Origin of the sequence: Demequina sp. (genome assembly GCF_016278775.1) — a bacterium.
GTDB lineage: Bacteria > Actinomycetota > Actinomycetes > Actinomycetales > Demequinaceae > Demequina.
On sequence record NZ_JADQBF010000041.1, the window covers coordinates 29,499 to 51,286 of the forward strand.

General features: G+C 65.9%; 24 protein-coding genes and 3 tRNA genes. 8 read left to right on the top strand and 19 right to left on the bottom strand.

Translation table 11 applies throughout. From position 1 onward, the window contains the following. The 6 genes from QZZ33_RS06160 to QZZ33_RS06185 all read right to left on the bottom strand — a co-directional run. Positions 1–1,536, bottom strand: a 1,536-nt coding sequence (locus tag QZZ33_RS06160; protein WP_291378893.1) for a ParB/RepB/Spo0J family partition protein, incomplete at its 3' end; no start/stop codon positions are given. A gap of 36 nt (positions 1,537–1,572) precedes the next feature. Beyond that, a complete protein-coding gene (locus QZZ33_RS06165) occupies positions 1,573–1,854 on the bottom strand; it encodes a hypothetical protein (protein WP_291378894.1) in 282 nt (93 codons plus the stop codon). After that, the gene (locus QZZ33_RS06170) at positions 1,847–2,137 is read right to left on the bottom strand and encodes a hypothetical protein (RefSeq protein ID WP_291378895.1); all 291 of its coding nucleotides are present in this window, start codon (positions 2,135–2,137) and stop codon (positions 1,847–1,849) included. Before QZZ33_RS06170 ends, QZZ33_RS06165 begins: the two co-directional genes overlap by 8 nt. Positions 2,138–2,157: 20 nt before the next feature. Continuing rightward, a complete protein-coding gene (locus tag QZZ33_RS06175; RefSeq protein ID WP_291378896.1) occupies positions 2,158–2,385 on the bottom strand; it encodes a hypothetical protein in 228 nt (75 codons plus the stop codon). A gap of 239 nt (positions 2,386–2,624) precedes the next feature. After that, complete coding sequence (locus tag QZZ33_RS06180; protein WP_291378897.1) at positions 2,625–2,756, bottom strand: hypothetical protein; 132 nt, start codon at positions 2,754–2,756, stop codon at positions 2,625–2,627. Continuing rightward, positions 2,753–3,154, bottom strand: a complete 402-nt coding sequence (locus QZZ33_RS06185; protein ID WP_291378898.1) for a hypothetical protein — start codon at positions 3,152–3,154, stop codon at positions 2,753–2,755. Before QZZ33_RS06185 ends, QZZ33_RS06180 begins: the two co-directional genes overlap by 4 nt. 68 nt (positions 3,155–3,222) lie before the next feature. Here QZZ33_RS06185 and QZZ33_RS06190 point away from each other — a divergent pair, with 68 nt between their 5' ends. Further along, positions 3,223–3,723, top strand: a complete 501-nt coding sequence (locus tag QZZ33_RS06190) for a hypothetical protein (RefSeq protein ID WP_291378899.1) — start codon at positions 3,223–3,225, stop codon at positions 3,721–3,723. A gap of 8 nt (positions 3,724–3,731) precedes the next feature. Here the strand turns inward: QZZ33_RS06190 and QZZ33_RS06195 are convergent, their stop codons facing one another. Next, entirely contained in the window at positions 3,732–3,971 is a 240-nt protein-coding gene (locus tag QZZ33_RS06195) for a helix-turn-helix domain-containing protein (protein WP_291378900.1), read from the bottom strand. A 125-nt stretch (positions 3,972–4,096) separates the two neighbouring features. Here QZZ33_RS06195 and QZZ33_RS12525 point away from each other — a divergent pair, with 125 nt between their 5' ends. Then, positions 4,097–4,405, top strand: coding sequence for a helix-turn-helix transcriptional regulator (locus QZZ33_RS12525; protein ID WP_366475729.1), 309 nt, complete (start codon positions 4,097–4,099; stop codon positions 4,403–4,405). Here the strand turns inward: QZZ33_RS12525 and QZZ33_RS06200 are convergent. Further along, positions 4,364–4,436 (bottom strand) — tRNA-Arg (locus QZZ33_RS06200). The two genes, QZZ33_RS12525 and QZZ33_RS06200, sit on opposite strands and share 42 nt — an antisense overlap. A gap of 60 nt (positions 4,437–4,496) precedes the next feature. After that, positions 4,497–4,587, bottom strand: a tRNA-Ser gene (locus QZZ33_RS06205). Positions 4,588–4,866: 279 nt separating this feature from the next. On the opposite strand from QZZ33_RS06205, the gene QZZ33_RS06210 reads away from it, so the two are divergent. Next, positions 4,867–5,244, top strand: a complete 378-nt coding sequence (locus QZZ33_RS06210) for a metalloregulator ArsR/SmtB family transcription factor (RefSeq protein ID WP_291378901.1) — start codon at positions 4,867–4,869, stop codon at positions 5,242–5,244. A gap of 25 nt (positions 5,245–5,269) precedes the next feature. On the opposite strand, the gene QZZ33_RS06215 is transcribed toward QZZ33_RS06210, so the two are convergent. The 6 genes from QZZ33_RS06215 to QZZ33_RS06240 all read right to left on the bottom strand — a co-directional run bounded on the left by QZZ33_RS06215 (position 5,270) and on the right by QZZ33_RS06240 (position 11,910). After that, positions 5,270–5,357 (bottom strand) — tRNA-Ser (locus QZZ33_RS06215). Next, a complete protein-coding gene (locus QZZ33_RS06220; protein ID WP_291378902.1) occupies positions 5,348–5,800 on the bottom strand; it encodes a PIN domain-containing protein in 453 nt (150 codons plus the stop codon). Before QZZ33_RS06220 ends, QZZ33_RS06215 begins: the two co-directional genes overlap by 10 nt. A 42-nt stretch (positions 5,801–5,842) precedes the next feature. Next, positions 5,843–6,412 carry an ATP/GTP-binding protein gene (locus QZZ33_RS06225; RefSeq protein WP_291378903.1) on the bottom strand — a complete coding sequence of 190 codons (570 nt, stop codon included), beginning with the start codon at positions 6,410–6,412 and terminating at the stop codon, positions 5,843–5,845. A gap of 10 nt (positions 6,413–6,422) precedes the next feature. Then, on the bottom strand, positions 6,423–6,824 hold the full coding sequence (locus tag QZZ33_RS06230) for a DUF742 domain-containing protein (RefSeq protein ID WP_291378904.1): 402 nt from the start codon (positions 6,822–6,824) through the stop codon (positions 6,423–6,425). Between the two features lie 9 nt (positions 6,825–6,833). Further along, positions 6,834–7,271 carry a roadblock/LC7 domain-containing protein gene (locus QZZ33_RS06235; RefSeq protein ID WP_226095965.1) on the bottom strand — a complete coding sequence of 146 codons (438 nt, stop codon included), beginning with the start codon at positions 7,269–7,271 and terminating at the stop codon, positions 6,834–6,836. A gap of 49 nt (positions 7,272–7,320) precedes the next feature. Next, positions 7,321–11,910, bottom strand: coding sequence for a nitrate- and nitrite sensing domain-containing protein (locus QZZ33_RS06240; RefSeq protein WP_291378905.1), 4,590 nt, complete (start codon positions 11,908–11,910; stop codon positions 7,321–7,323). 177 nt (positions 11,911–12,087) lie between these two features. On the opposite strand from QZZ33_RS06240, the gene QZZ33_RS06245 reads away from it, so the two are divergent. Then, positions 12,088–13,050 (top strand): NAD(P)H-quinone oxidoreductase, encoded by a 963-nt coding sequence (locus tag QZZ33_RS06245; protein WP_291378906.1) that lies wholly within the window; start codon positions 12,088–12,090, stop codon positions 13,048–13,050. A gap of 20 nt (positions 13,051–13,070) precedes the next feature. Here the strand turns inward: QZZ33_RS06245 and QZZ33_RS06250 are convergent, their stop codons facing one another. Beyond that, positions 13,071–13,925 carry an HAD family hydrolase gene (locus tag QZZ33_RS06250; protein ID WP_291378907.1) on the bottom strand — a complete coding sequence of 285 codons (855 nt, stop codon included), beginning with the start codon at positions 13,923–13,925 and terminating at the stop codon, positions 13,071–13,073. Between the two features lie 83 nt (positions 13,926–14,008). Then, positions 14,009–15,280, bottom strand: coding sequence for a serine--tRNA ligase (gene serS / locus QZZ33_RS06255; protein WP_291378908.1), 1,272 nt, complete (start codon positions 15,278–15,280; stop codon positions 14,009–14,011). A gap of 37 nt (positions 15,281–15,317) precedes the next feature. On the opposite strand from serS, the gene QZZ33_RS06260 reads away from it, so the two are divergent. Continuing rightward, positions 15,318–16,466: a diacylglycerol kinase family protein gene (locus QZZ33_RS06260; RefSeq protein ID WP_291378909.1), complete on the top strand. Its 1,149-nt coding sequence runs from the start codon at positions 15,318–15,320 to the stop codon at positions 16,464–16,466. Between the two features lie 13 nt (positions 16,467–16,479). On the opposite strand, the gene pheA is transcribed toward QZZ33_RS06260, so the two are convergent. Beyond that, on the bottom strand, positions 16,480–17,412 hold the full coding sequence (gene pheA / locus QZZ33_RS06265; RefSeq protein WP_291378910.1) for a prephenate dehydratase: 933 nt from the start codon (positions 17,410–17,412) through the stop codon (positions 16,480–16,482). After that, positions 17,409–18,302 (bottom strand): glycosyltransferase, encoded by an 894-nt coding sequence (locus QZZ33_RS06270; RefSeq protein WP_291378911.1) that lies wholly within the window; start codon positions 18,300–18,302, stop codon positions 17,409–17,411. Before QZZ33_RS06270 ends, pheA begins: the two co-directional genes overlap by 4 nt. Before the next feature lie 114 nt (positions 18,303–18,416). On the opposite strand from QZZ33_RS06270, the gene pgm reads away from it, so the two are divergent. The 3 genes from pgm to QZZ33_RS06285 all read left to right on the top strand — a co-directional run bounded on the left by pgm (position 18,417) and on the right by QZZ33_RS06285 (position 21,785). Further along, the gene (pgm, locus tag QZZ33_RS06275) at positions 18,417–20,093 is read left to right on the top strand and encodes a phosphoglucomutase (alpha-D-glucose-1,6-bisphosphate-dependent) (protein WP_291378912.1); all 1,677 of its coding nucleotides are present in this window, start codon (positions 18,417–18,419) and stop codon (positions 20,091–20,093) included. Between the two features lie 108 nt (positions 20,094–20,201). Continuing rightward, positions 20,202–21,047 carry a hypothetical protein gene (locus QZZ33_RS06280; RefSeq protein ID WP_291378913.1) on the top strand — a complete coding sequence of 282 codons (846 nt, stop codon included), beginning with the start codon at positions 20,202–20,204 and terminating at the stop codon, positions 21,045–21,047. Between the two features lie 69 nt (positions 21,048–21,116). Continuing rightward, entirely contained in the window at positions 21,117–21,785 is a 669-nt protein-coding gene (locus QZZ33_RS06285) for a hypothetical protein (RefSeq protein ID WP_291378914.1), read from the top strand. The last annotated feature ends 3 nt before the right edge of the window (positions 21,786–21,788 follow it).

The following is a 21,788-nucleotide window of genomic DNA, read 5'->3' on the forward strand; positions in this document are numbered from 1 at the left end:
GACCTCGGCATCGTCGGCGACCTCGGCATCGTCGGCGACCTCGGCATCGTCGGCGGTCTCCTGAGCACCGTCCTTGGTGGGCGCGGTCGCGAGGTGCTCCACGCCGTCGGTCAGCATCTGCTGCTCGAGGTCGTGCAGCTGGTGCCCATGCTCTGTCAGCGTCCTCAGGTACAACACGACCAAGCCGACGTCGACCAAAGACAGCGTCGGGTAGGGGTTGGCGAGGTAGTCACCCAGAGGCTCGTCAAGCATCAGCAATGTGGTGAGGGTGAGCAGCGCGAAGTGGTTCTCGGGGAGCACCGCGTCCTCCGGCAGCGCGGATCCCGGCGACGTGTCCCACAGCAGGGTCGTGTCGTGCTCATCGTCGTCACGTAGGAGCAGCGCACGTGCGACGTCGACGGCGACGGCCGCGAGCGCCGCATACGTGGGGGCGGTGTCGACGCCCTGGGCGGTCAGGGTGTGGAGCAACCATTGGCGGCGGTCCGTGTTAGCGGTCTCGATCGCTGCACGTGCCGCGGCGAACTCCGCAAGACGGGCAGCGTGCTCTTCACGTTGCTGGGCGATCTCGGCTTGCCTGGCGGGATCGTCGTCCTTGTTGGCGAACACGTCAGGGTGGTGCTTCTCAGGGTCCGCACACAGGTGGGAGCCCCAGCGCAGGGCGTTCTCGCACCAGTCCTTGCTGGTTCCGGTGATGTGGACCTCGGCGCCGGGGCAGTGAGCATGCTCGGCGTGGGAGATTCCCATGGGTCCGATGCTGCGCGGGTCGTTGTAGCCGATCATCTGGCGCGACACGATCAGCTTGTAGCCTGCCGCCTGCAGGTCGGTCTTCGCCTTCTCGAGCGCCTGGCGTTCCGAGACGACGCGCTTGGCCTCGCCCACGACGACGTCGACCATGGCGTGCGGGTTCTCCAGCTTGCGGAGGTTGTCCTCCCAGACGTCCGGGTAGGCGTCCTTCCACTCCGCAAAGTGCAGGGCGTCCTCGATTGTCAACTGGTGCTGGTCCACGTAGCGGCGCACCGGTTCAGGCATGCCGGCGATGCGCAGGCGGGTCTCGACGGTGTTCTTCGCCCGGCCGGTGCGGCGCACGATCGTGGCCTTCGGGACGCCGAGGTCGAGTAGGCCTTGGTAGCCGTCGCCCTCTTCGGAGATCGTCAGGTCGATGCGTTGCAGGTTCTCGACCAGCATCACCTCGAGCTGCTCGGTTTCGTCCATGTCGTCGTCGACGAGCGCGGGCACCGTGGTGCGGCCCGCAACCTTCGCCGCTGCAATGCGGCGGTGGCCGGCGACGGTGAGGTAGCGGCCCTCGTCGTCAGGGTGCGGCACCACCGTGGCGGGTTGCTTCACACCGTGGGCCCGGATCGACTCAGCCAACTCGCCCAGTTCACCCAAGTCGCGGCGAGGGTTGCGCGGGTGCGGGTCGATCCGGTCGATCGGGATATCGTGCACCAGGGTGGTGCCAGCGGCGAGAGAGTCCATCGCCTTCGATGACGCCGTCTTCTTGTCAACGGCCTTGACGGGTGTGCGCTTGGTGGCCATGGGCTAGGCCCTTTCCGTGTTGGGTGGGTGTGCGGGTTAGTAGGCGCGGACGCGGTCGCGTCCACGCCGCGGGCGGGCATGAGGGCGAGGGCACACCGACAGGTGGTTGATCGCCATGTGTTCCTCGTGGAAGTTGAAGGGCTCCTTGACCGTGATCGGGCGGGCGTACCAACCACCGGCCGGGTTGTCCCAGATCGCCCACGACGCACGCGGGTCCTTCTTGTCTGCCGGCGACGGCGGATTGATCGGGACCCGCTTACCCGTGTCCGGGTTGTACGCGAACTCGATCTCTGCGTTGCATCCCCTGCACTTAGCCACGTGCCGACACCTCCTCCAGGAGACGGTCCGCACACTTGCGCAGCGTCTCCGCCTCGGCTTGCAAACCAGCCCACGTCTCGTCGTCCAACACCTCATCCATCCCGCGGCGCAACAACACACGGGCCTCCGTGCGCCACAGGCGGGCAAGACGGCGCAGTTGGTAGCGCCGACGCCACTCGACCTTCGATGAACTGGCCGTTGCCGGGTCGACAAGACCCTGGCGAACCATGACCTTGATCTGCCACGGATCGAGCGCGATGCCCATCGCCGGAAGGTTCGCCATCAGCTGCTCCTCCGAGAGCATCACTGCACCCCGACCTGGTTCATCGAGTCCAGGACCGCCTCGACCTCACGAGAGGTCTGCACAAGCGGCGCCAACCACGCCTGCGCCAAGTGCCGACGCGGATCCTCCGGAGGAATCGCCGCGAGCGCGGCCATACCCTCCTGCAGGGCACGCTCGGCGTCCCTGAAACGCTCGACTGCGGACTCCATGCGGCGCAACGCAACGTCCGTCGCGATCCACGCGGGCACGTCCGTCGTCGGTGTGGGCTCGGGGAGGTGGACGCCACCGCATCCAGTGCGGGGGGTTGCACCGCCGGCAGGAGCAGAGGGGTCGACTGCCGGCGGCACAAGCTCTAGGTAGGTGGGGCGAACAAACGTCGGCTCCGCTGGAGGGAGTACGCCGCCGATTCCGCTGTTGGGTACGGGTGCGGGCGGCTCAGGCGCGGGCACGAACTTGGGCGGCTCGAAGCTTCCCCCGTGTTGGCACGTCATGGCTGGCCCCCGATGTAGAAGACCGCGGCCGCGGTGCTGAAACCTGCGGCGAGCGAGACTGCGATGACGACGGCAACAGCACCCCACCCGAAGGTGCGGACTGCGCGGCGACCCGTGCTGTGCCTCATGAGGTCGCCCCGCCGCGCTTGATGAAGAACGGGAGCGGGGAGAAGCCGACGCCCTCTTCAAACTGCAGGTGATGCGCGGTGTAGAGCTCGAAGAACTCGCGACGCTGCGCCTCGGACAGGTGTTGGAAGTAGAACTTCGCGCGCACCGGGGCCGTGACGTACACCTTGTAGTTCTTGTGGGTGGCGCTGAGCACGGCTCCGTCTCGCACGAGGCGCATGAAGTCGTCCGGCGGCAGCGATCCGCAGTATGTGCATCCGCGTTGCTGACCGATCAGCCCGTGGCGCTCGGCGTAGGAGTCGGCAGGCTTGTCACTCTTCCGGGTCCAGAACACGCCGCCCGGAAGCGCACCCACCTCAGCACGACGTGGGCAGTGGAACCGCTCTACGCGCCCGAACATCACGCCACCTCGTGACGGGCCGCGAGCGCAGCGGTAGCGTGAGGGGCATCCGGCGAGAGGGGTTCGACGTGGGGTTGTTTGGGAAGCGGCGCAGAGAGCCGACGCCCGCGGAGATCGCGGCGCACAAGGCGGAGGTGCGGGCGCACCTTGCACGCGTCGACGCTGCGCGGAAGGTCAAGCAGGCGGGCACCGTGGTGGTTGAGGCGGGTAGCGACCGTCGGGTGGGAACTGTGAGCCCTGGAGAGGCCTCCATGCTCAGCGTCAATGGCAGTGGCGCCTGGGCGTACCAGCGAGTCCTTGGTTGGGATGAGCGTCCGGTGACTGCAACGCTTCGACTGCTGCGCAGCACCAAAGAGCCAGAGGTCTCCGTCTACGTCGGCGGACGCAAGGTGGGTTGGCTCAACGAGAAGAACAGCGCCTGCGTCGGGGACCACATTCGCAACGATGCGCCGGACACCTTGGAGATCAGAGTGCCTGGACGTGTCGTCGTCCACACGAATGGCGTCGAGCGTCACGCCTCGCTGCTGGTCGAGGATCCGGCAACCAGCGACCCGGGGCCGCGCAACTAGCCGGGCCACTATGCCACCCCCGACATGCGGTCGATGCGTGCCTGTAGTTCCGCGCGGCGCTGAGCCGCGAGCGCCTCGACATCGGACTCGTCGAAGAGGTAGCCACCGACTCGGCCGGGGAGCTTCCGGATGTAGCGCAGTTTGCCGGTCTCTGCCAGCCTGCGGACAGTGGATGGCTCGACGCCCAACAGTCGGGCCGCTCTCCCCGTTTGAACAATTTCACCCGTTTGGTCCATGTCGGTCATCATGGTGGCTCATGCGTTGCGTGTCAAGCGAATTGCTCATCTGCGGCGTGTCGCCGCTTTGATTGATATTGACCAACTAGCGCACATGCGCTAGTTTGAAGACACCACGTGAAGAGGAGGTGGTCTGCATGATTCCGGACATCGATGTCCCGGTGCGGTTGCGCGTTGCGCGCGAGCAAAGCGGCTACGACGGGAAGCAGGCCGAGTTTGCGAGACTCATTGGTATCGGCGCGACGACTCTGACGCGCTACGAGAAGGGGTACAGCAGGCCCAAGCCGATTGTTGTCAAGGCTTGGGCTCTGGCGACCGGCGTGCCACTTGAGTGGATTCTCTACGGAGTCGTGCCGGAGCACGAGCGGGCCGACGTGGGCGAGTTGCGAGCCGTAGGAGGTAAGCGCGCCCGGAGGGATTCGAACCCCCAACCTTCTGATCCGTAGTCAGATGCTCTATCCGTTGAGCTACGGGCGCACGGCCCGGAGGGCCGAGAAACGAGTATAGCGGTTCGTCGTGTGGTGCCGAACCCGACAGCGGAGACGGTGGGATTTGAACCCACGGAGGGCTTTAACACCCTCACGGTCTTAGCAGGACCGCGCACTAGGCCGGACTATGCGACGTCTCCTAGGTACTTCTTGTACGGCCACCCAGGATACCGGGCTGCGGGACACTCGCGAAACCGCGGCGGCGACGGGCGGGTGATGGGGCCACCCGTCGCCTGACGCGGTTAGCAGCAGCCGCTGTCGCAGCAGCCATCCTCGCAACAGCCTCCTGCACCAGCGCCGTCACAACATCCGTTGACATTCTCGAGCTCCATCGTCCACACCTCCCTTCGATATTCATCTAATAGCGAGAGATTGCCTTATCATTAGACGCTTGTCAAATCTCATGAGAGAATGCATGCATGCCTCGCACCCTGCCCATCGTCAACACCACCGCACCGATGTGCTGCTCGCCCATCGGCGAGCACTCAGAAGACCCCGCTGCGGACGCCCTGCAGATCGCTACTCGCCTCAAGGCGCTCGCTGACCCCAGCCGCGTGCGCATCGTCCAGGAACTGGCATGTTGCGAAGGTCACGAGATGACCACCACTGAAGCGGGCGCCCTACTGGGAGTGAGCGAGGCCACCGCAAACCATCACCTCAAGCGCCTGCAGCAGGCCGGTATCCTGGCGCCACGGCGCGACGCCCAGAAGGTGTACTACCACCTGGATCTCGGCGCACTGCGTCAGCTGGGTGCGGTGCTGCAAGTACGCTGCTCAGCGAACTGCCACTGCTCGTAAGGCTCGCGCGAACCCGCGCTAGGAGCGGAGAGTGCGGGATTCGAACCCGCGGAGGCGGGTTACGCCTCAACAGTTTTCAAGACTGTCACCTTCGGCCGCTCGGTCAACTCTCCTTGACGCCCGCAACAGGCGACGCGGAGCCATTGTGCCAGCCCTCGGGCATGCCCGGAGTCACCACGCCCAACTGGTACAACTCGGCCACTCGAGCCAACTCCGCGTCATATGTGGCGATCGCGTCGACCTCCGGGTGCGTTACGGCCGCTCCGAGGTGAAGCGCGGCGAACGGCTTGAGCACGCTCGCGGCATGTGTCGAGACGTTCACGTTCTCGTCAGAGAAGCGGATCACCGGCACCCTTGCCTTGACGCGCTCCACGATCTGGAAGGCCCTTCCCTTGGTCTCTCGAGTCGACAACTCGGCCGCCTGGCGCAGTTCCGTGAAACCCAACTGCGTCGTGGCCAACTCGCTCAGTCGCGGAACGGCCCAACCGTTCCACTCCTCGTAGAAGCGCACCCCCGGCAGAAACCGAATGAGCGCAGAGCCGTCGACATAGATCACGCCCTCAAGCGTATCGGGGCACGCTACCGCGCGGGGCCTCCACTAACTCTTGAGCCGCTTCATGGCGAGTTGCACCACAGCGATTAACGCCTGCTTGGTGGCCGCGCGCTCGCGAGCATCGGTATACATCATGGGCACCTCCGGTGGCACACCGAGCGCCTCGCGCACGTCCTCAAGTTTGTGCCGCGCGACACCGTCAAAGCAGTTGACGCACACCACGAACGGGATGCCCTTGCCTTCGAAGTAGTCGACCGCAGGGAAGCACTGATCGAGACGTTCGGTGTCGACAAGTACCGCGGCGCCGATAGCGCCGCGCACCAAGTCATCCCACATGAACAGGAAACGATCCTGACCAGGCGTGCCGAACAGATACAGCCACAACGAACCAGGCAGCGCGATACGACCAAAGTCCATCGCGACCGTCGTGGTTGTTTTGCGGTCGGTGACGCCGCCGGCGTCGTCGACGCCAATCGACTTCTCCGTCATGGCCGCCTCGGTGTTGAGGGGGTCGATGTCAGAGATCGAACCGATGAAGGTGGTCTTGCCAACGGCAAAACCACCCGCAATCACGATCTTGACTACGGTTGGGGCCTGCCCCGCATCGTTAGGCACTACGGCGGCATTAGAGGGCTGCGATGCCATCAAGGACACTCTCCAGAAGACTCAAGGACAAACCGCCATTGGCGTCGTGCGTTGCCGCATCATCGGCTGTCCCGGCGGTGTGAATAGTCAGGTATTTTTCTTCAGCAAGGTCCGTGACGAGCACTCGAACCACACCCAACGGGAGCCGGGTGTGGGCCGAGAGTTCGGCTACGGACTGATATTGGCCCGCAGCAAGCTGCAGGATCTTCTTCTTTTCCGGAGTCAGACCCCGAAGATTCTGTGTGTCGGACGGCGCCTCAACCAGCGCCTCCATGGGCAGGTGTGAAGTGGCAGCACTCACGCGCCCACCGGTCACGGCATATGGCCGGACCGTGTAGGCCTCGTCTTCCGCGCCCCCGCGCGGCTCGATTGCTTCCGTCATCGCATGTCCTTAGCGGGTAGCTCCGTCGGTGGGAAGGTTTTGGCGCATCTCCGTGATGAGCTGCGGCGTCAAAGCATTCTCGGTGCGGGACACCAAGAGAGTCATCTCGTAGCCGACCAAGCCGACGTCGCAGGTGGAGTCTGCGGCAACGGCCAGCACGGCGCCGTTGTTGACGCTCATGAGGAACAGGAAGAGTTCGTCCATCTCGATGATGGATTGCCGAACCTCGCCCGCCTTGAGCTGGCGGGCTGCTCCACGAGTCAACGACGCCATCCCGGACACCACAGCGGCGAGGGTGTCGCCACCTGTGCGATCGAGATTCTTCGACATCGCCATGAGCAGGCCGTCAGCACTGACGACGAGCGTGTGGCGAGTGCCTGGCACGGTCTGGACAAAGTTGTCCAGCAACCACCCAAAGTTGGTGGCCTCAGTACTGAGCGCGGTCACTGGTCCTCCTTGTTTCTGTGACCCCTCGTGGGGTGACACGTCATGGTGTTCATGGCTCCGTCAGGGAACCCTGAGTACTGTCGTTGAAATTCTTCACGTCATCGCGAGCGCGTTGGGTACCAGAATAGAAACTCGCGAAGCGATTGCGCACCGCCTCAGCGTCTCGCGGAACCTCCGGTGGCGCAACGTCGGCGCTTGCCTCGGGCGCTGCCGAGAGTTCGACAGGGGTGCGCTTGGCAAGTCCCGCTCGAGTCTTCTCTACCTTGGGACGACTCGAGGAGAGCGAGCTGAGTTCGGAGAAGACCTCGGAGGTGAAGTCGGTGAAGCCCTCGCCCTTCTGCTGGGTCTCGATCTGCACCACCGGGCGGTACTCAGTGGCCGACTCAGGCGCGGCTGCCTGCAGTGCGCTCTCGCCAGCAGCTTCCCAGCCCAGCGGTCGCGCCAGCTGATCGGGCGAGTACGCGTTGTGAACGGCGCCAGCACCAAAGGCGTCAGGCTCCTGGGGAGGGCTTGAGGGCGCGGTTCTACCCGGCATTGACCACTCGGCGTCGAAGGTCTCGTTACGCGTGAGATCCGGAACGAAGCCGCTGGGGGTCTCGCCGGACTGCGGAGGTGGCGTCGGGCTGGGTGACCATGGCTCCGGAGCGGCGGCCTGAGCCGCAAGTTCCGACTCCCACGCAGAGCGATCATCTCGTGGAGACTCGTAACCAGGAGCGCCAGGTTCCGGTTGACCCAATTCGGCCGCTGGCGCCTGGCCAATCCACATGGAGGTGTCCTCACCCTGGCGCTGCTCCTCAGGCGGGGCCGCTTGGAACTCGCCACTGGCAGGCTGCGGCTGCTCTTGACTGTCAGCGTGCGACGCAGGAGGAACTGACTCCTGCCACGCAGGCGACGGCACAAACGGTGTCTCGACCGAGTTGCCAAGCGGGGGTGTGAAGGAGGGGGAAGATGCCTCTGGGGCCCCTGGGTCTTGGGCTGGCGAGGGACTGACGTCTGCGCGCTCGTCCTGCTTGGAGCCACGACCGAAGAGGCGTGAGAAGAAGCCTCCGCGTTCCTCCGAACCGCGCGCGTGCGATCCGTCCATGATCAACTCGTCAAGGCTCGGTGTCGATGTGACTGGGTCGGACTCGAAGTGAGGGCTCTGATCCTGCGACCCTTGGCGCAGGGTGTCGGGGCCACCGGGGGCCTGGTTGCTCGGCGCCACGGGGTAGAGCGCGGAGCGGCGCACCGGTTCGGCGGGTGCCGCAGGCGCCTGACTGCCACCTTGAGGCTGCGCGCTCGGCTGGTCGGGATAGGGCGTGTCGTCTAGCGTGACCGACTCGACTCCAGCGCTGGGCTCTTCACCCGGCTGGCTCCAAGCTCCTGAAGGAGCCGCCTCGGACTCGTCGTCCTCCAGCACCGGGATGGCCATCGACGGTGTCGGGCCTCCGCCAAGCGCAGTGCTCAGCGGCGACTCACCGGAGGCTGGGTCTTCCTCCGTGTAGCCCGTCTCAATGAGCGGCGACTGGCGAACAACGGGTGACTCGTCGTGGCGGGGGTCGGCCTCCTCCACTGCGAACGGTGAGCCCTGGGGTTCGGTGCCCTCCCTGTCGAGCGAGCTACCGCCCGCGCGTTCCCTATCGGGCTCGGACGACGCGGCGTCCGAAACCTCAGCCGAGTCCGGCTCGAGAGACGGAATCGGGGCGGGTCCCGACGGCGCTGTCTCGCCCAACACCTCGTCAATGGGCGCGCCCCGCCTGACGGCGTGACCGAGCGACTCCGCGTCCGGCGCGAGCATCGAGGCTTCTTCCCCGTCGCCGCGTAGCGGTCGGAATCCACGGAACACTCTGGCACGCTGCTCGGCGCTCTCCGGGGAGACCTCGTCGGCTGCGAGGATCGGGGTGAAGCCGGAGGTCGCGGCACTCTCAAGTGCGGTCAGCTGTTCGTCGGAGGCGCGCATCGGTAGACCAATGATGCTGTTGGTCTCTTGCGGCGCCTCAGAACCTGCTTCTCCGCTCTTGCGTCGACGAGTCGGCAACCCAGACTGGCTCATGCCTTCTGTGAGCGCGCCCAGGTCCACGGGCTCTGCCTCGGGAGCAGCCAAGGCGTCGGCGGCCACCAGATCGTCGAACCCTGAGTTCTCCCCATCGTGCGACGCGCCTGAAGCATCTTCGGTGCCGGACGCCTCGGCCGGACGGCCAGCAAGTCCCGCACCGTCTTCGATGACAGTGGGCTGGTATGCATGCTGTGAGGCAGTAGGGCGCTGCGCCTCGCTGGGAACGGCGTCACGCTCTTCTGCGTCGGCGACGCTGTGGTGCACCAGCGCTGCGGGCGCATGGGTGCCCTCGTCCATAGCCGTGGACGACTGGTGTCCCTGTTCGTAAGCGGCGCTCGCGTCGAACAACGATGGCGGCATCACGACTCTGGCGACGGTTCCTTCGCCTTCGACGGACTCCAATTGGACGCGCGCCCCCACGCGGCGGGCAATACGGCCGACCACGAACAGACCCAAGCGTTGGGCTCCGAGGATTTCCGATGCGGCCGTCGAGGCGACGCGCGCGTTGGCTTCTGCGAGCTCCGCTGGCGTCATGCCAATACCAGTGTCCAGCACTTCGACGACCACGTTGTCGCCATCGGCCATGGTGCGCACCACCACAGGGGCTCCCGGGTCGGAGAAGACGGTGGCGTTCTCGAGGAGTTCAGCGAACAGGTGCGCCGCAGTGAGGGCCGAGTGACCGAGCATCGACGGGTCCGCGTCGAGTTCCAACTGCACTCGCTCGTACAACTCAATCTCGGACGATGCCGTGCGGATGACGTCTGACAGCGGCATGGACCGGCGCAAGCGGCGACCGGTGTCGATACCTGCAAGCACCAAGAGTGACTCACTGTTACGACGCATTCGCGTGGCCAGGTGATCCAGGGCGAACAGTTTGGTGAGGGTCGTCTGGTTGTCCTCGGTGCGCTCCATCTCGTCGATCGACGAGAGCTGGCGGTTGAGGAGCACCTGGTCTCGGCGGGCCACGTTGACGAACATCTCCGAGATGGAGCCACGTAGTGCGGCCTGCTCGGCGGCGATCGACAGGGTCGCCGCGTTGACGGAGTTGAACGCCTCTGCCAGGCGGCCCACCTCGTCTTGAGACTCCACAGGGATCTGCACTTCCGACAGGTCCACGCTCTGACCAGGCAACGCCACGCGCTCCACGAGTCGGGGGAGTTCTTGGCGCACTGCCGTAGCAGTCGTGGTCAAGCGACGCAGCGGGTTGACGATGCGGCGCGCGATCACAAGCGCGATAGCGAGGGACGCAACAACGGCGATCACGGCGGCGGCGATGGTCACGAGAGTTTCCACGAGGCTGTCGCGCTCTCCAGCTACGGCGCGATCGTTCACGGCGGAAGACAGTTCCGTGATGATCGGGGTGAGGACCTCGATCTCCTCGTCAACCTGCAGTTCCCACTCGTTGGTTCTCTGGTCGAGCAACGCACGATTGGTCGGGTCGGTGACCAGACGGTCGCGGATCGTCTCAAAGCCGTTGGTCTCGACTTGAGAGTAGGACGCTGCGAACTCAGGCACAGGCGTGATGCCTTCCAACGGCGCCACCGCGTTCATCGCGTTGGTGAGCGCGTTGTTGGTGCCGAAGTAGTACGCCTGGAACTGAACGGTCTCGCCGAGGCGCCAGTAGCCCTGGGCGATCTTGCGGGTGACGTACACCTCTTCGAGCCGCATCGACTCGACCAACTCGGCCATGGAGACGAAGCCGGTGAGGTAGTCCGACAGAACGCGGTCACCAGTGGTGCTTGCTACTTCCCTGGAAGCGTTGAGGAGGTCAGCAATGACGGCAGTGTAGGCATCTTGCACAGGACCCGGCTGGATTGTGCCGGAACGGATGCTGTCACGCAGGTTGGAGAACTCCGCAATCCCCGCCTGAGCCTCAGCAATGCTGTCAAGAACGGGCTGATTCGTAGCGGTGTTAGCAATGTCGTCTGCCCTGGTGGCGAAGGTTCTGGCCGTTCTGTCCACCAGAGCGAAACTCTCTGGTAGCGCCTCTGCGGCGGTGCGCCCGTCAGTGATGTACCTCTCCGTCGTGATGCCCTCGTTGCGAACGAACCCGGACAGGGTTCTTGCCAACGTTCCAAGGTCATTCACCGGCGCATCGCTCGCTGCCTCGGTAACGTCTTCTGCAATGCGGGCGAAGACCTCCGCTGCGGCCTCGGCCTCGGCCTCGTCAGGCCATACCGGAAAGTCGCCATCAACCGGCTCAAGCTCCACGACGGTGCGCGCCGATTCGAGTCCTTCTTGGCCGTCCAGACCGTCAATAGCGGCTTGAATGCGGTTAGCAATCGGGGCGAACGCCGGGTCATTCTGACCGGCCTGTCGCAACGTCGCCAACGTGGTGTTGACATTGGTGCGAGAGGTCACCCAGTCCGCTTGACCATCCGAGATGGCGCGAAGGTAGGCCGAGCCGAGGGCACGCTCTTCTTGGATGGCCACCACGAGCGGCGTACCCACATCGACAACTTCGACGAGTTGCGAGGTGTTGCGACCGGCGTTGTAGGCGGAGGCGGCGTTGAGCACCACAAAGGTGGCGGCAAGAAGAAGCACGATCGTCGGAACTGCGACGACCGCGAGTAGCTTGCCACGAATACCCAGCCTTTGGAGCATGTACCTCTCCTTCGTGCCCGCCAGCGGTGCGCAGGCGGATAGCCGGCCACACTGCTGAAGCGTGTGATCCTCCGTGATATCGGCATGTTGCCGCGATCACATGAGGTCGCCCGGGACGGACCCACACCATGAGACGGTATATCGAGCAGGTTATGACGGGAAAGGGGCAAATTGCCTATGCGTGCGATGGTGGTGGCCCCTGACACAGACGGCGGGGACCTGGCTGCGCACCGCGTTCCCACGCCCCATGCGGGCCCCGGCGAGATCGTGATCTCGATCACGGCCGCTGGCGTGAACCGGGCCGACCTCCTTCAACTCCGAGGCCTGTACCCCTCCCCTCCAGGCTGGCCGCAGTGGCCAGGTCTCGAGTGCGCAGGGACCGTCTCCGAGGTGGGCGAAGGAGTCTCTGGTGTGCAGATCGGCGATCGCGTATGCGCGCTGGTGGGCGGCGGTGCCTACGCCGACGCCATTGCTGTTCCCGTCGATCTCACGCTGCCTGTGCCGGACGGCCTCGACCTCATCGCCGCCGGCGGGTTGATGGAGGCAGCGTGCACCGTATGGTCAAACCTCAACACGGCCGCTGCGAGGCCTGGCGAGACGCTCTTGGTGCACGGTGGCGCCGGCGGGATCGGTTCGCTCGCCATCCAGATCGGCAAGGCCATGGGGCTTCGCGTCATCGCGACGGCAGGAGCGCCCGACCGCGCCCAGTGGTGCGAGAGTCTCGGCGCCGATGTGGCGGTGAACTACCGCAATGACGATTTTGTGGCCGTCACGCAGTCCATGGGTGGTGCCGACGTCATCCTCGACGTGGTGGGAGCGGCATACCTCGCGCGCAACGTGGAGGCGCTGTCCATTGGCGGGCGGCTCGTCGTCATCGGGCTCCTCCAAGGCGCCACCGCGCCCCTCGACTTGGGCACCCTCATGGCGAAGAGAGCCCGCGTGATCGGCACTACCTTGCGCTCACGACCGCACCATGAGCGAGCGGCCATCGTGGCGGCCGTCGGCCGCGAGCTGTGGCCGTGGATCCCCGCCAAAGTCGCGCCCCACATCCATGCAGAGGTGCCGCTAGAAGAGGCCAGTCGTGCTCACGGCATGCTGGCGAGCGGCGAGGTGGCTGGCAAGATCGTGCTCACGCCCTAGGAGCCCGCCAGCGACGTCCGTCAGAGGGCGAGTCGGGACGGATCGATGAGCGGCTCGAGGGCCTCCAAAACCCCGTCCTCATCGACCGGTCCAATCTCGCTCGTGGCAGCCGCGACTACCCTCTCGGGAGCGTGGCCCATCGCATAAGAGTCCCGCGCCCACGTGAGCATCTCGATGTCGTTGTTGCCGTCACCCACTGCCACGGTGTGCTCTGGATGCACCCCCAACTCCTCGCGCAAACTCTCGAGAGCTGACGCCTTGGACACCCCTGGGGGCGTCAGGTCGAGCCACGCTGAGTACCCCACCGCGTAGGTGACATCGCTCAGGCCAATCCGGTGGACGATGTCGTCGAAGTGATCCACATCGGCCCCTGGAGCTCTGATGACCACCCTGGTGACGTCGTCGTGACACAACTCGTCAAAGGTGACGGTGCGTTGGACTCCCGCGAGCTCGCCCATGGGGAACTCCTTGGTGACCCTGAACCCGATCCCCAGGTCCTCGACGGCGAAGAAGGCGTCCGGCATCTCGTCCCTGATCAACTCGAGCGCCGCTCGCGGGTTGAACGTGATGGTCTTGGCGATGTCGTAGCCGCCTGGGGAGCCAGGGTTCAGCCGGATGATGACTGCGCCGTTCGAGCACACGACCCAACCGCGACTGATACCAAGGCGCTCCGCGACCGGCATGGTGGCGACGATGTTGCGGCCGGTGGCGAGCACCACGTGGTTGCGGGACATGCGCACGCGGGCCACCGCCTCGATCACGGCCGGAGAGATCTCGCCTCCCCAGTGCATGAGCGTCCCGTCGATGTCGAGCCCCACCAGCCGCCAGTGGTCTCGCGTGAGAGGAGGGTCGAGTTCTTCTGGAGCAACGGCCATGGGTCGACTTTACGACGACGACGGGGGCCGTCAGGTCACGGTCCGGTGGCCGTCTGGTGAACACCGCCGACGCTGGCCACGCGTCACAGCACGGGCGTCAGTGTCTCCACGCCACCCAGGTACGGACGCAACATCGGCGGCACGTAGACAGAACCATCGGCCTGCTGGTGGTTCTCCAGCAGCGCCACGATCCAGCGGGTGGTGCCAATGGTGCCGTTGACCGTCGCAACGGCACGGGTGCCGTCTTCGCCGCGCTCCCGGATGGCGAGCCTGCGCGCCTGGAACGTCGTGCAGTTCGACGCGGAGGTGAGCTCCATCCACCGTTCCTGGCTGGGAAGCCACCCCTCGCAATCGAGCTTGCGGGCGGCCGACGTTCCGAGGTCTCCCGCCGCCGTGTCGATGACGCGATACGGCAGTTCGAGCGCCTGCAGCATCGACTCCTGGATGGCCAGGAAGCGCTCGTGCTCGGCGGCCGCATCCTCGGACCGGACGTAGGAAAACATCTCGACCTTGTGGAACTGGTGCACCCTGATGATGCCGCGCGTGTCACGCCCGGCCGAACCGGCCTCGCGGCGGTAGCAGGCGGACCACCCCGCGTACCTCAACGGGCCGCCGCTCAGGTCGAGGATCTCGTCCGTGTGGTAGCCGGCGAGCGCCACCTCCGACGTTCCCGTCAGGTACAGCTCGTCCTTCTCGAGGTAGTAGACCTCGTCGGAGTGATTGCCAAGAAAACCCGTGCCGCGCATCGTCTCTGGCCGCACCAGCGTCGGCGTGATCATGGGCAGGAATCCCTGCGCCGTCGCCACCCCCATGGCGGCGTTGAGGATCGCCAACTCGAGTTGCGCACCCACGCCCGTGAGGTAGTAGAAGCGCGCGCCAGAGACCTTGGCTCCGCGCTCCATGTCGATCGCTTTGAGCCCCTCGCCCAGTTCCAAGTGATCGCGCACCGGCACACCCTCTGCCGCGAAATCGCGGGGTGTTCCCTCCGTGCGCAGCACCGCGAAGTCGTCCGCGCCACCTGCTGGTACGCCAGGTTCCGCCAGGTTGCCGATGCTCATGAGCAACTCGCGCGCCTCCGCGTCCGCGGCATCGGCGTCGGCCTGGAGCGCCTTGACGCGTTGCGCGAGTTCCTTGGAGCGCACCAGCAGCGCCGCCTTCTCGTCTCCTTGTGCTTGCGCGACATCGCGGCCCAGCGACTTCTGCTCGGCGCGTGCCTGCTCAAACTCGGTCAACGCGGCGCGGCGACGTGCGTCTGTCGCCAGGACGCGGTCCACCACCGCCTCGTCGTCGCCTCGCATTCGCTGCGACTCGCGCACGCGTTCCGGGTCTGAGCGGAGAAGTGCCAGGTCGATCATGATGGCGAGTCTACCGGCGGAGACGTACGCTCAACCCATGGATGGTGTGGTGCTTGCTGGAGTGATCGCTGTCTCCGCACTCCTGATTGGCGTCGCAGGGCTGGTGCTCGCTGTGACCATCACCAGGCGGATCGGCACGAGGGACCCGATCGCGATCCCGCCGTTCTGGCGCAAGGCCTTGCGCATCAAGGAACTGCCGGAGGCGTTGCAAGGTGACTTCGCGCCCACCAAGCGCGGGACGGAGCGCATCGCCTTCATCGCCAACCCCACCAAGCCGGGAATGTCGGAGTTGCGCGAACGGGCGTTGCGCGCCGCTTCCATCCGCTACCTTCCCCAGCCGATGTGGCTCTACACCACGGAGGACGACCCGGGGGGCGAAGCCGCGCAAGAGGCGCTCGAGGCCGGCGCCGACGTGGTGGTGGCCGTTGGCGGGGACGGAACCGTCCGCGCCATCGCGGCGGAGTTGGCTGGCACGGGTGTCCCGCTCGCGATTCTCCCAACAGGCACTGGCAATCTCTTTGCCCGCAATCTCGAATTGCCCTTGGGTGACACGGCCAAACTCTTGCGCATTGCCTTGGACGGGGACAATGCGGCGATCGACGTGGGCTGGCTTGACCTGGATAGGGGGCCCCGCGCCCAAGACGAGCGCCACGTGTTCTTGGTGATCGCAGGGGCCGGTCTGGACGCGGAAATGGTGGCTGGTGCCGACGAGCGCCTCAAGCGGCGCCTCGGTTGGATCGCCTACTTCTTCGCCGCCCTCAAGCATCTGAGTTCGCGACGCATGACGGCGTCCGTCTCTGTGGACGGCTCGGACAAGGTGACGACCCAAATGCGCACGGTGCTTTTCGCGAACGTGGGGAAGCTGCCGGGCGGTCTCATGTTGGTTCCCGATGCCTCGGCTGAGGACGGCTGGATGGACGTCGCCACCCTCGACGCGCGGGCGGGGATTGTGGGCTGGACAGAACTCTTCGGAAGCGTCGTAGCTCAGGGAGCTGGGCTGCGCGTTCCGGACGTCCTCAAGGCATACGGCACGTCGCGCATCGACCACGCGCGTGGCAAGTCGATCGTGGTGACCATGGATCACATGTACAAGGTGCAGGCAGACGGCGAGGGCTTGGGTCTGGCTCGCGGCGTCACCGCCACCGTGGACCACGGTGCCCTCATGGTGCGGCGCGCCTCCAAGTAGCACACCCTGACGATCAGTTCGCGCCGCGCTTGAGAGACTCGACCCACGAGTGCGCGTCCCAGAAGTCGTCATTGCTGGTCCCTGGAGCGAGCGGCGTCACCTCGCCGTGTGCCGCGGGGTAGGAGCCGAGGAAGACGACGTGGGGGCACGTGCGCTTGAGTCCCACGAGAGCCTCGGCCAGCCGGGCCTCGTCGATGTGAGCGAGCGCGTCAATGGAGAAGGAGTACTCGCCTGGGCGGTCGCCCCGCGGCCGCGACTCGATGCGCGACAAGTTCACGCCGCGCGCGGAGAATTGCTCAAGCATCTCCAGCAGCGCACCCGATCTGTCTGTGGGCAAGTGCACTACCAACGTGGTCTTGTCGGCACCGGTGGCCGGAGGCGCAGGCTGTGGACGCCCCACCTTGACGAAGCGCGTGGCGGCATGTGCGTTGTCCGCCACGCCGTCAGTCACGACGTGCAGGCCCAGCCGCGCGGCGGTACCCGGAGGAGCGAGGGCTGCGTCGAAGTCGGCGGAGCCGTCTGCGAGCGCGACGGCCGCCGCAGTGTTGGACGTCGACGGAATCTGGACCACTTCTGGTAGGTGGGCGGCCAACCACCTGCGGCACTGAGCCAAGCCGTGCGAGTGGGCCGCAATGCGAGTGACGGACTCGAGTGCCACGGGCCCGGCCGCCACCAGCTCGAACGCGATGGGAAGGACCACCTCTTGGAGGATGATCAGCGGCGCGCCCTCTGCGAGCGTGTCGAGAGTGGCGGTCACGCCGCCCTCGACCGTGTTCTCGATCGCCACGATGGCGTAGTCGGCCTCGCCGTCGCGCACCGCCGCAAGGGCCGTCGGGACGTCCACGACAGGCATCGGCTCGACCTGCGTGCCCGCTGTCATGGCGCGCAGGGCAACATCGGTGAAGGTGCCCTCCGGGCCGAGATACGCGTAGCGGGGGTCGCTCACGCGCTCGACTCCGGCGCCTCGGTGCCGCGGGGACGGTCCGCACGGCTCGCGACGTGGAAGGTGTCCTCCACGGCATGTTGAGTGGAACGCAGCGACAGGCGGATGCGACGCGAACTGATAGCGATCATGACGTCACGGTACTGGCCCGCGCGTGTCAGGGGGCGCCGCGCGGACTTCCTGGCGACGCGATGCCGCATCTCACACTCGACCTCTGTCACGGTCAGGCCCGCGTCGATGACATCCAACGTCAGACCCGTCTCGAGGCCGGCTCCGTGAGACAAGGGCAGTGCGGCCTCAAGCGCCTCGCGTGTCACACAGCGCACGCGACTGAGCGGCTGGAGTGGCCTCCATCCTGACAGCGAGGCGATGGCCTTGCGCGCCGCACCAGCGGTGGCCCCCGTCGCGCGAGATCCACCGTCCGTGAGTCCGATGGCCATGTCGGCCACGCTCTCCAGCACCGCCTCCACCAAAGGGGCGGCTCCGATGGCGGCGTGGCCGAGGCCAGGCTCCATGATCAGCACGGCACGAGGGGTCTTGCCGTCCTCGTCTCGCATGCCGATCACCGCCGAGCCCGTCTCGATAGAAACAGAGCGCCCGCGCCGATGCGAATGGCGCACCACCACCGCGCCGGCCTTGCGGGCGAGGTGCTGGGTGTTGTCGGCCGATCCGTCGTCCACCACGAGCACCAAGTCCACACCCGGGATAGCGCGCGAGGCGCGAACGGTCGCCGCGATCCGTCTGGCCTGATTGTGAGCGACGATCAACACTGCCGCCGTGGGCTGCGACGCGGCCTGAGCAGCACTCCGTGCGGCGGCCAGGCGCCCCGAGCGCGCGGTGGATCGGCGCGGCGCGGAAGGCGCCTTGGGGGACTCGTTGCGTGGTTTCGCCACGCTCATAGCCTAGCCACATTTCGTGCACGAAATGAACCCCTCTTTACCTCGACATGGGAGGACCGTGACCAGGGCGGGACTGCGCCATGGCGTTCAAGATGCGAGACTTGCCCCATGCATGAGCGCGCAGGCACAGTTGCCCTTCCGGAAGACCTCATCGACGTCGACGCCCTGCTCGGCGCCTACTACGACCTGGTACCGGACCCCCGCATCGCGGACCAGCGGGTCGTGTTCGGCACGTCAGGGCACCGGGGTTCTTCACTTGACACGGCCTTCAACGAAGCACACATCGTCGCCACCACCGCCGCAATCATCGAGTACCGCCGCAATCAAGGCACCGACGGCCCGCTCTTCATCGGCAGGGACACCCACGCGCTGTCCGGCCCCGCCCAAGAGACCGCCGTCGAGGTGCTGGCAGCTGCTGGCGTCGAGGTGAGGATCGATGCGCGGGATGGCTACACGCCCACGCCCGCGGTGTCGCTCGCGATCCTGGTCGCCAATGGTGCCGTGGAGGACACGGGCCTGCGCACCTCTGGCTCTGGCCTGGCCGACGGCATCGTCGTCACGCCTTCTCACAACCCACCGCGCGATGGCGGCTTCAAGTACAACCCGCCCCACGGCGGCCCCGCAGACTCGGATGCGACCGCTTGGATTGCCGAGCGAGCAAACGAACTTCTGGCAGGCGAGTGGCGCAAGATCCCACGCTTCCAGTACGCCAAGGCGGTGGCCGCGGACACCACCAGGGGTTTCGACTTCATGGACCTGTACCTCGCGCACCTGCCGTCAGTGATCGACCTCGAGGCGATCAGGCAAGCAGACGTGCGCATCGGCGCGGATCCGCTCGGTGGTGCCGCGGTGGACTACTGGGGAGCCATCGGGGAGGAGTTCAGACTCAATCTCACCGTGGTCAACCCCAAGGTGGACCCCGCATGGTCATTCATGACGCTCGACTGGGACGGCAAGATTCGCATGGACTGCTCGTCCGCGCACGCGATGGCAACCCTCCGCGACCTGATGTCCGCCTCCGATGCCCCCTTCGACATCGCCACCGGCAATGACGCCGACGCCGACCGCCATGGCATCGTCACCCGGGACGGCGGTCTCATGAACCCCAACCACTACCTGGCGGCATCGATCGCGTATCTGTACGGCGGCGCGCGCCCCGAGTGGTCAGCCGATGCCAAGATCGGCAAGACCCTCGTCTCGTCGAGCCTCATCGACCGCGTCGGCAAGGACATCGGCCGCACCGTGGTCGAGGTGCCCGTTGGCTTCAAGTGGTTTGTGCCAGGACTGTTGAGCGGGGATGTTGCGTTTGGCGGCGAGGAGTCCGCTGGAGCGAGCTTCTTGCGACGTGACGGCCGTGTGTGGACCACCGACAAGGACGGGCTCATCATGTGCCTGCTTGCGTCGGAAATCACCGCGACCACCGGCTCTTCTCCTTCTACCCTGCACCGCTCTTTGACCCACAAGTTGGGCGAGTCCTGGTACGCCCGCGTCGACGCGGTGGCCACCAAGGATCAGAAGGCGGCGCTGGGCAAGCTCAGTCCCCGGCAGGTCTCGGCGAGCACCCTCGCTGGCCAAGACATCCGCGACAAACTCACTGAGGCGCCGGGCAACGGCGCCAAGATCGGCGGGCTCAAGGTCACCACGGACGACGCATGGTTTGCCGCCCGCCCTTCCGGCACCGAGGACGTCTACAAGATTTACGCCGAGTCGTTTGTGTCTGAGTCCCACCTTGGGGAAGTCCAGCGAGCGGCTCGCGACGTCGTGTCTGAAGCCCTCGACGGATAGGGCACCGCGAGCTGGCTCACGAGGCCGAGCGGCCCCGAATCTTCCGCGCCAGCGCGCTAAGGTGTGTGCCAATCGGGGCGCGATGGCGACCCACAGAACGAGGGGGCGATGATGCCAAAGGGCGCAAAGCGCCGCGTGGTGGCGCTGGCCATGGGCGCGCTAGCGATGTTCGCATTGGCTGGCTGCTACACCTTGAAGACCGAGAACGTCTATCACGCTGACGGAACCCTCGACTTTGCGATGCTGATGGCCATGGACGACAGCCTGGTCGCTGAACAAGTGGGGGATGTCGAGGACCCCGGTCAAGAATTCTTCGACCAGGCGGTCGCGGACCCAGGAATGTCAGATCTCGCCGACCAACTCGGCGATTCCATGACGCTCGAGCCGTACTCACAGGACGGCCAAACCGGCATTCTGGTGACGCTCACCGACGTCACCCCGGAGCAAATAGCGGAAGTGAACTCCTCGCAGGGCGCGCCCGCAGGCGACAGCACCGTCACGGTGGCCGACGGCAAGATCACGCTCGACTACGTGGCGGACCCAGACCTGATGGCGAACCAAGACCAGTCGTTGGCCGTGGTGGCCGACATGATGGGGATGGATGAGGACTCGTTGTCTGCGTACATCGACCTGGAGGCCCGTCACACGTTCCCGGGCCCCGTGGAGTCGACCACCATCGGCACCATCGACCCCGAGAACCCGAATTCGGTGATCATCACCGACTTAGCGGAGCTGAACGATGCGGCGCAGTACACGATCGTGGCGTCGGACGGATCCCGCAGCGGCCCGTCGTGGCAATGGATCCTCATCCTCGCGCTCCTCGCCGTAGCCGTCGTCGGTGGAGTCGTGGCCGTGCTCGTGTCCCGTTCCCGAAGGAGCCCCGCCACTGCTGCGTGGGAGGACCGCGATGCTTACCCGAACACCATCGAGGAGGCCCGCCCCCTCGAGCAGTAGGGCTTCACCCGATCAAGAGCGTCCCGTGTCGCTCCGAGCGCCGCGCCGTTGCCGTGTCACCCTCGACCTATGCATCGTTGGCGGCTGGTCTTCGTGGCACTCGTGGGCGCCCTCGCCCTGAGCGGCTGTTTGCGCTTTTCGACAGAACTCACGCTGGCGCCCGACAACACCATCTCGGGACAGTTTGTGGTGGCCGTCAAACAGGGCACCGGTGACGACTACGCGATGTCGGATCGTGACTTGGCACGTGATCTGTGGGCCGAATACCCCAAGGCCGACGCCCTCGCCGACGCCACCTACTCGGACTACGACAAGGACGGCTACGTGGGGGTCACCGTGTCGTTTTCCGACGCACCGCTCACCACGTTCGAGCCCGCCGCAACCGACTGGGGGGTTCAGCGCCTGGGCGACGAGTTCGTCGTCTCCGGGCCCTCCAACGCCGTGACGAAGGCCGCGCAGAACGAGTTGCCGGAAGGAAGCGCAGTCAGCGAGCTCGGCGACGCGCAATTCACCGTCAGCGTGACCTTTCCCGGTGCCGTCAGCGAGCACAACGGCAGCCTCGTCAACCGCACGGTGACGTGGCACCTGCAAGACGCCCCGCCCGAACTTTCGGCACGGGGCAGCGCGAGCGCCGAGCCCGACCGCGCGACACCTCTCGCCTGGTTCGCGGTCGCGGTCATCGTGGTCGGCGGCCTCGCCTACGGCCTTGCGGGGCGGATCGCCCGTCGCAAACCCTAGCCC

What these genes read in the sequence shown, in the direction of transcription:
- serS (WP_291378908.1), bottom strand. Translation starts at nt 15,280, where the DNA reads ATGATCGACCTGGCACTTCTCCGCTCAGACCCGGAACGCGTGCGCGAG.
- QZZ33_RS06245 (WP_291378906.1), top strand. Translation starts at nt 12,088, where the DNA reads ATGCGTGCGATGGTGGTGGCCCCTGACACAGACGGCGGGGACCTGGCT.
- QZZ33_RS06210 (WP_291378901.1), top strand. Translation starts at nt 4,867, where the DNA reads ATGCCTCGCACCCTGCCCATCGTCAACACCACCGCACCGATGTGCTGC.
- pgm (WP_291378912.1), top strand. Translation starts at nt 18,417, where the DNA reads ATGCATGAGCGCGCAGGCACAGTTGCCCTTCCGGAAGACCTCATCGAC.
- QZZ33_RS06185 (WP_291378898.1), bottom strand. Translation starts at nt 3,154, where the DNA reads ATGTTCGGGCGCGTAGAGCGGTTCCACTGCCCACGTCGTGCTGAGGTG.
- QZZ33_RS06285 (WP_291378914.1), top strand. Translation starts at nt 21,117, where the DNA reads ATGCATCGTTGGCGGCTGGTCTTCGTGGCACTCGTGGGCGCCCTCGCC.
- QZZ33_RS06260 (WP_291378909.1), top strand. Translation starts at nt 15,318, where the DNA reads ATGGATGGTGTGGTGCTTGCTGGAGTGATCGCTGTCTCCGCACTCCTG.
- QZZ33_RS06250 (WP_291378907.1), bottom strand. Translation starts at nt 13,925, where the DNA reads ATGGCCGTTGCTCCAGAAGAACTCGACCCTCCTCTCACGCGAGACCAC.
- QZZ33_RS12525 (WP_366475729.1), top strand. Translation starts at nt 4,097, where the DNA reads ATGATTCCGGACATCGATGTCCCGGTGCGGTTGCGCGTTGCGCGCGAG.
- QZZ33_RS06195 (WP_291378900.1), bottom strand. Translation starts at nt 3,971, where the DNA reads ATGATGACCGACATGGACCAAACGGGTGAAATTGTTCAAACGGGGAGA.
- QZZ33_RS06240 (WP_291378905.1), bottom strand. Translation starts at nt 11,910, where the DNA reads ATGCTCCAAAGGCTGGGTATTCGTGGCAAGCTACTCGCGGTCGTCGCA.
- QZZ33_RS06170 (WP_291378895.1), bottom strand. Translation starts at nt 2,137, where the DNA reads ATGGCGAACCTTCCGGCGATGGGCATCGCGCTCGATCCGTGGCAGATC.
- QZZ33_RS06230 (WP_291378904.1), bottom strand. Translation starts at nt 6,824, where the DNA reads ATGACGGAAGCAATCGAGCCGCGCGGGGGCGCGGAAGACGAGGCCTAC.
- QZZ33_RS06280 (WP_291378913.1), top strand. Translation starts at nt 20,202, where the DNA reads ATGATGCCAAAGGGCGCAAAGCGCCGCGTGGTGGCGCTGGCCATGGGC.
- QZZ33_RS06180 (WP_291378897.1), bottom strand. Translation starts at nt 2,756, where the DNA reads ATGAGGCACAGCACGGGTCGCCGCGCAGTCCGCACCTTCGGGTGGGGT.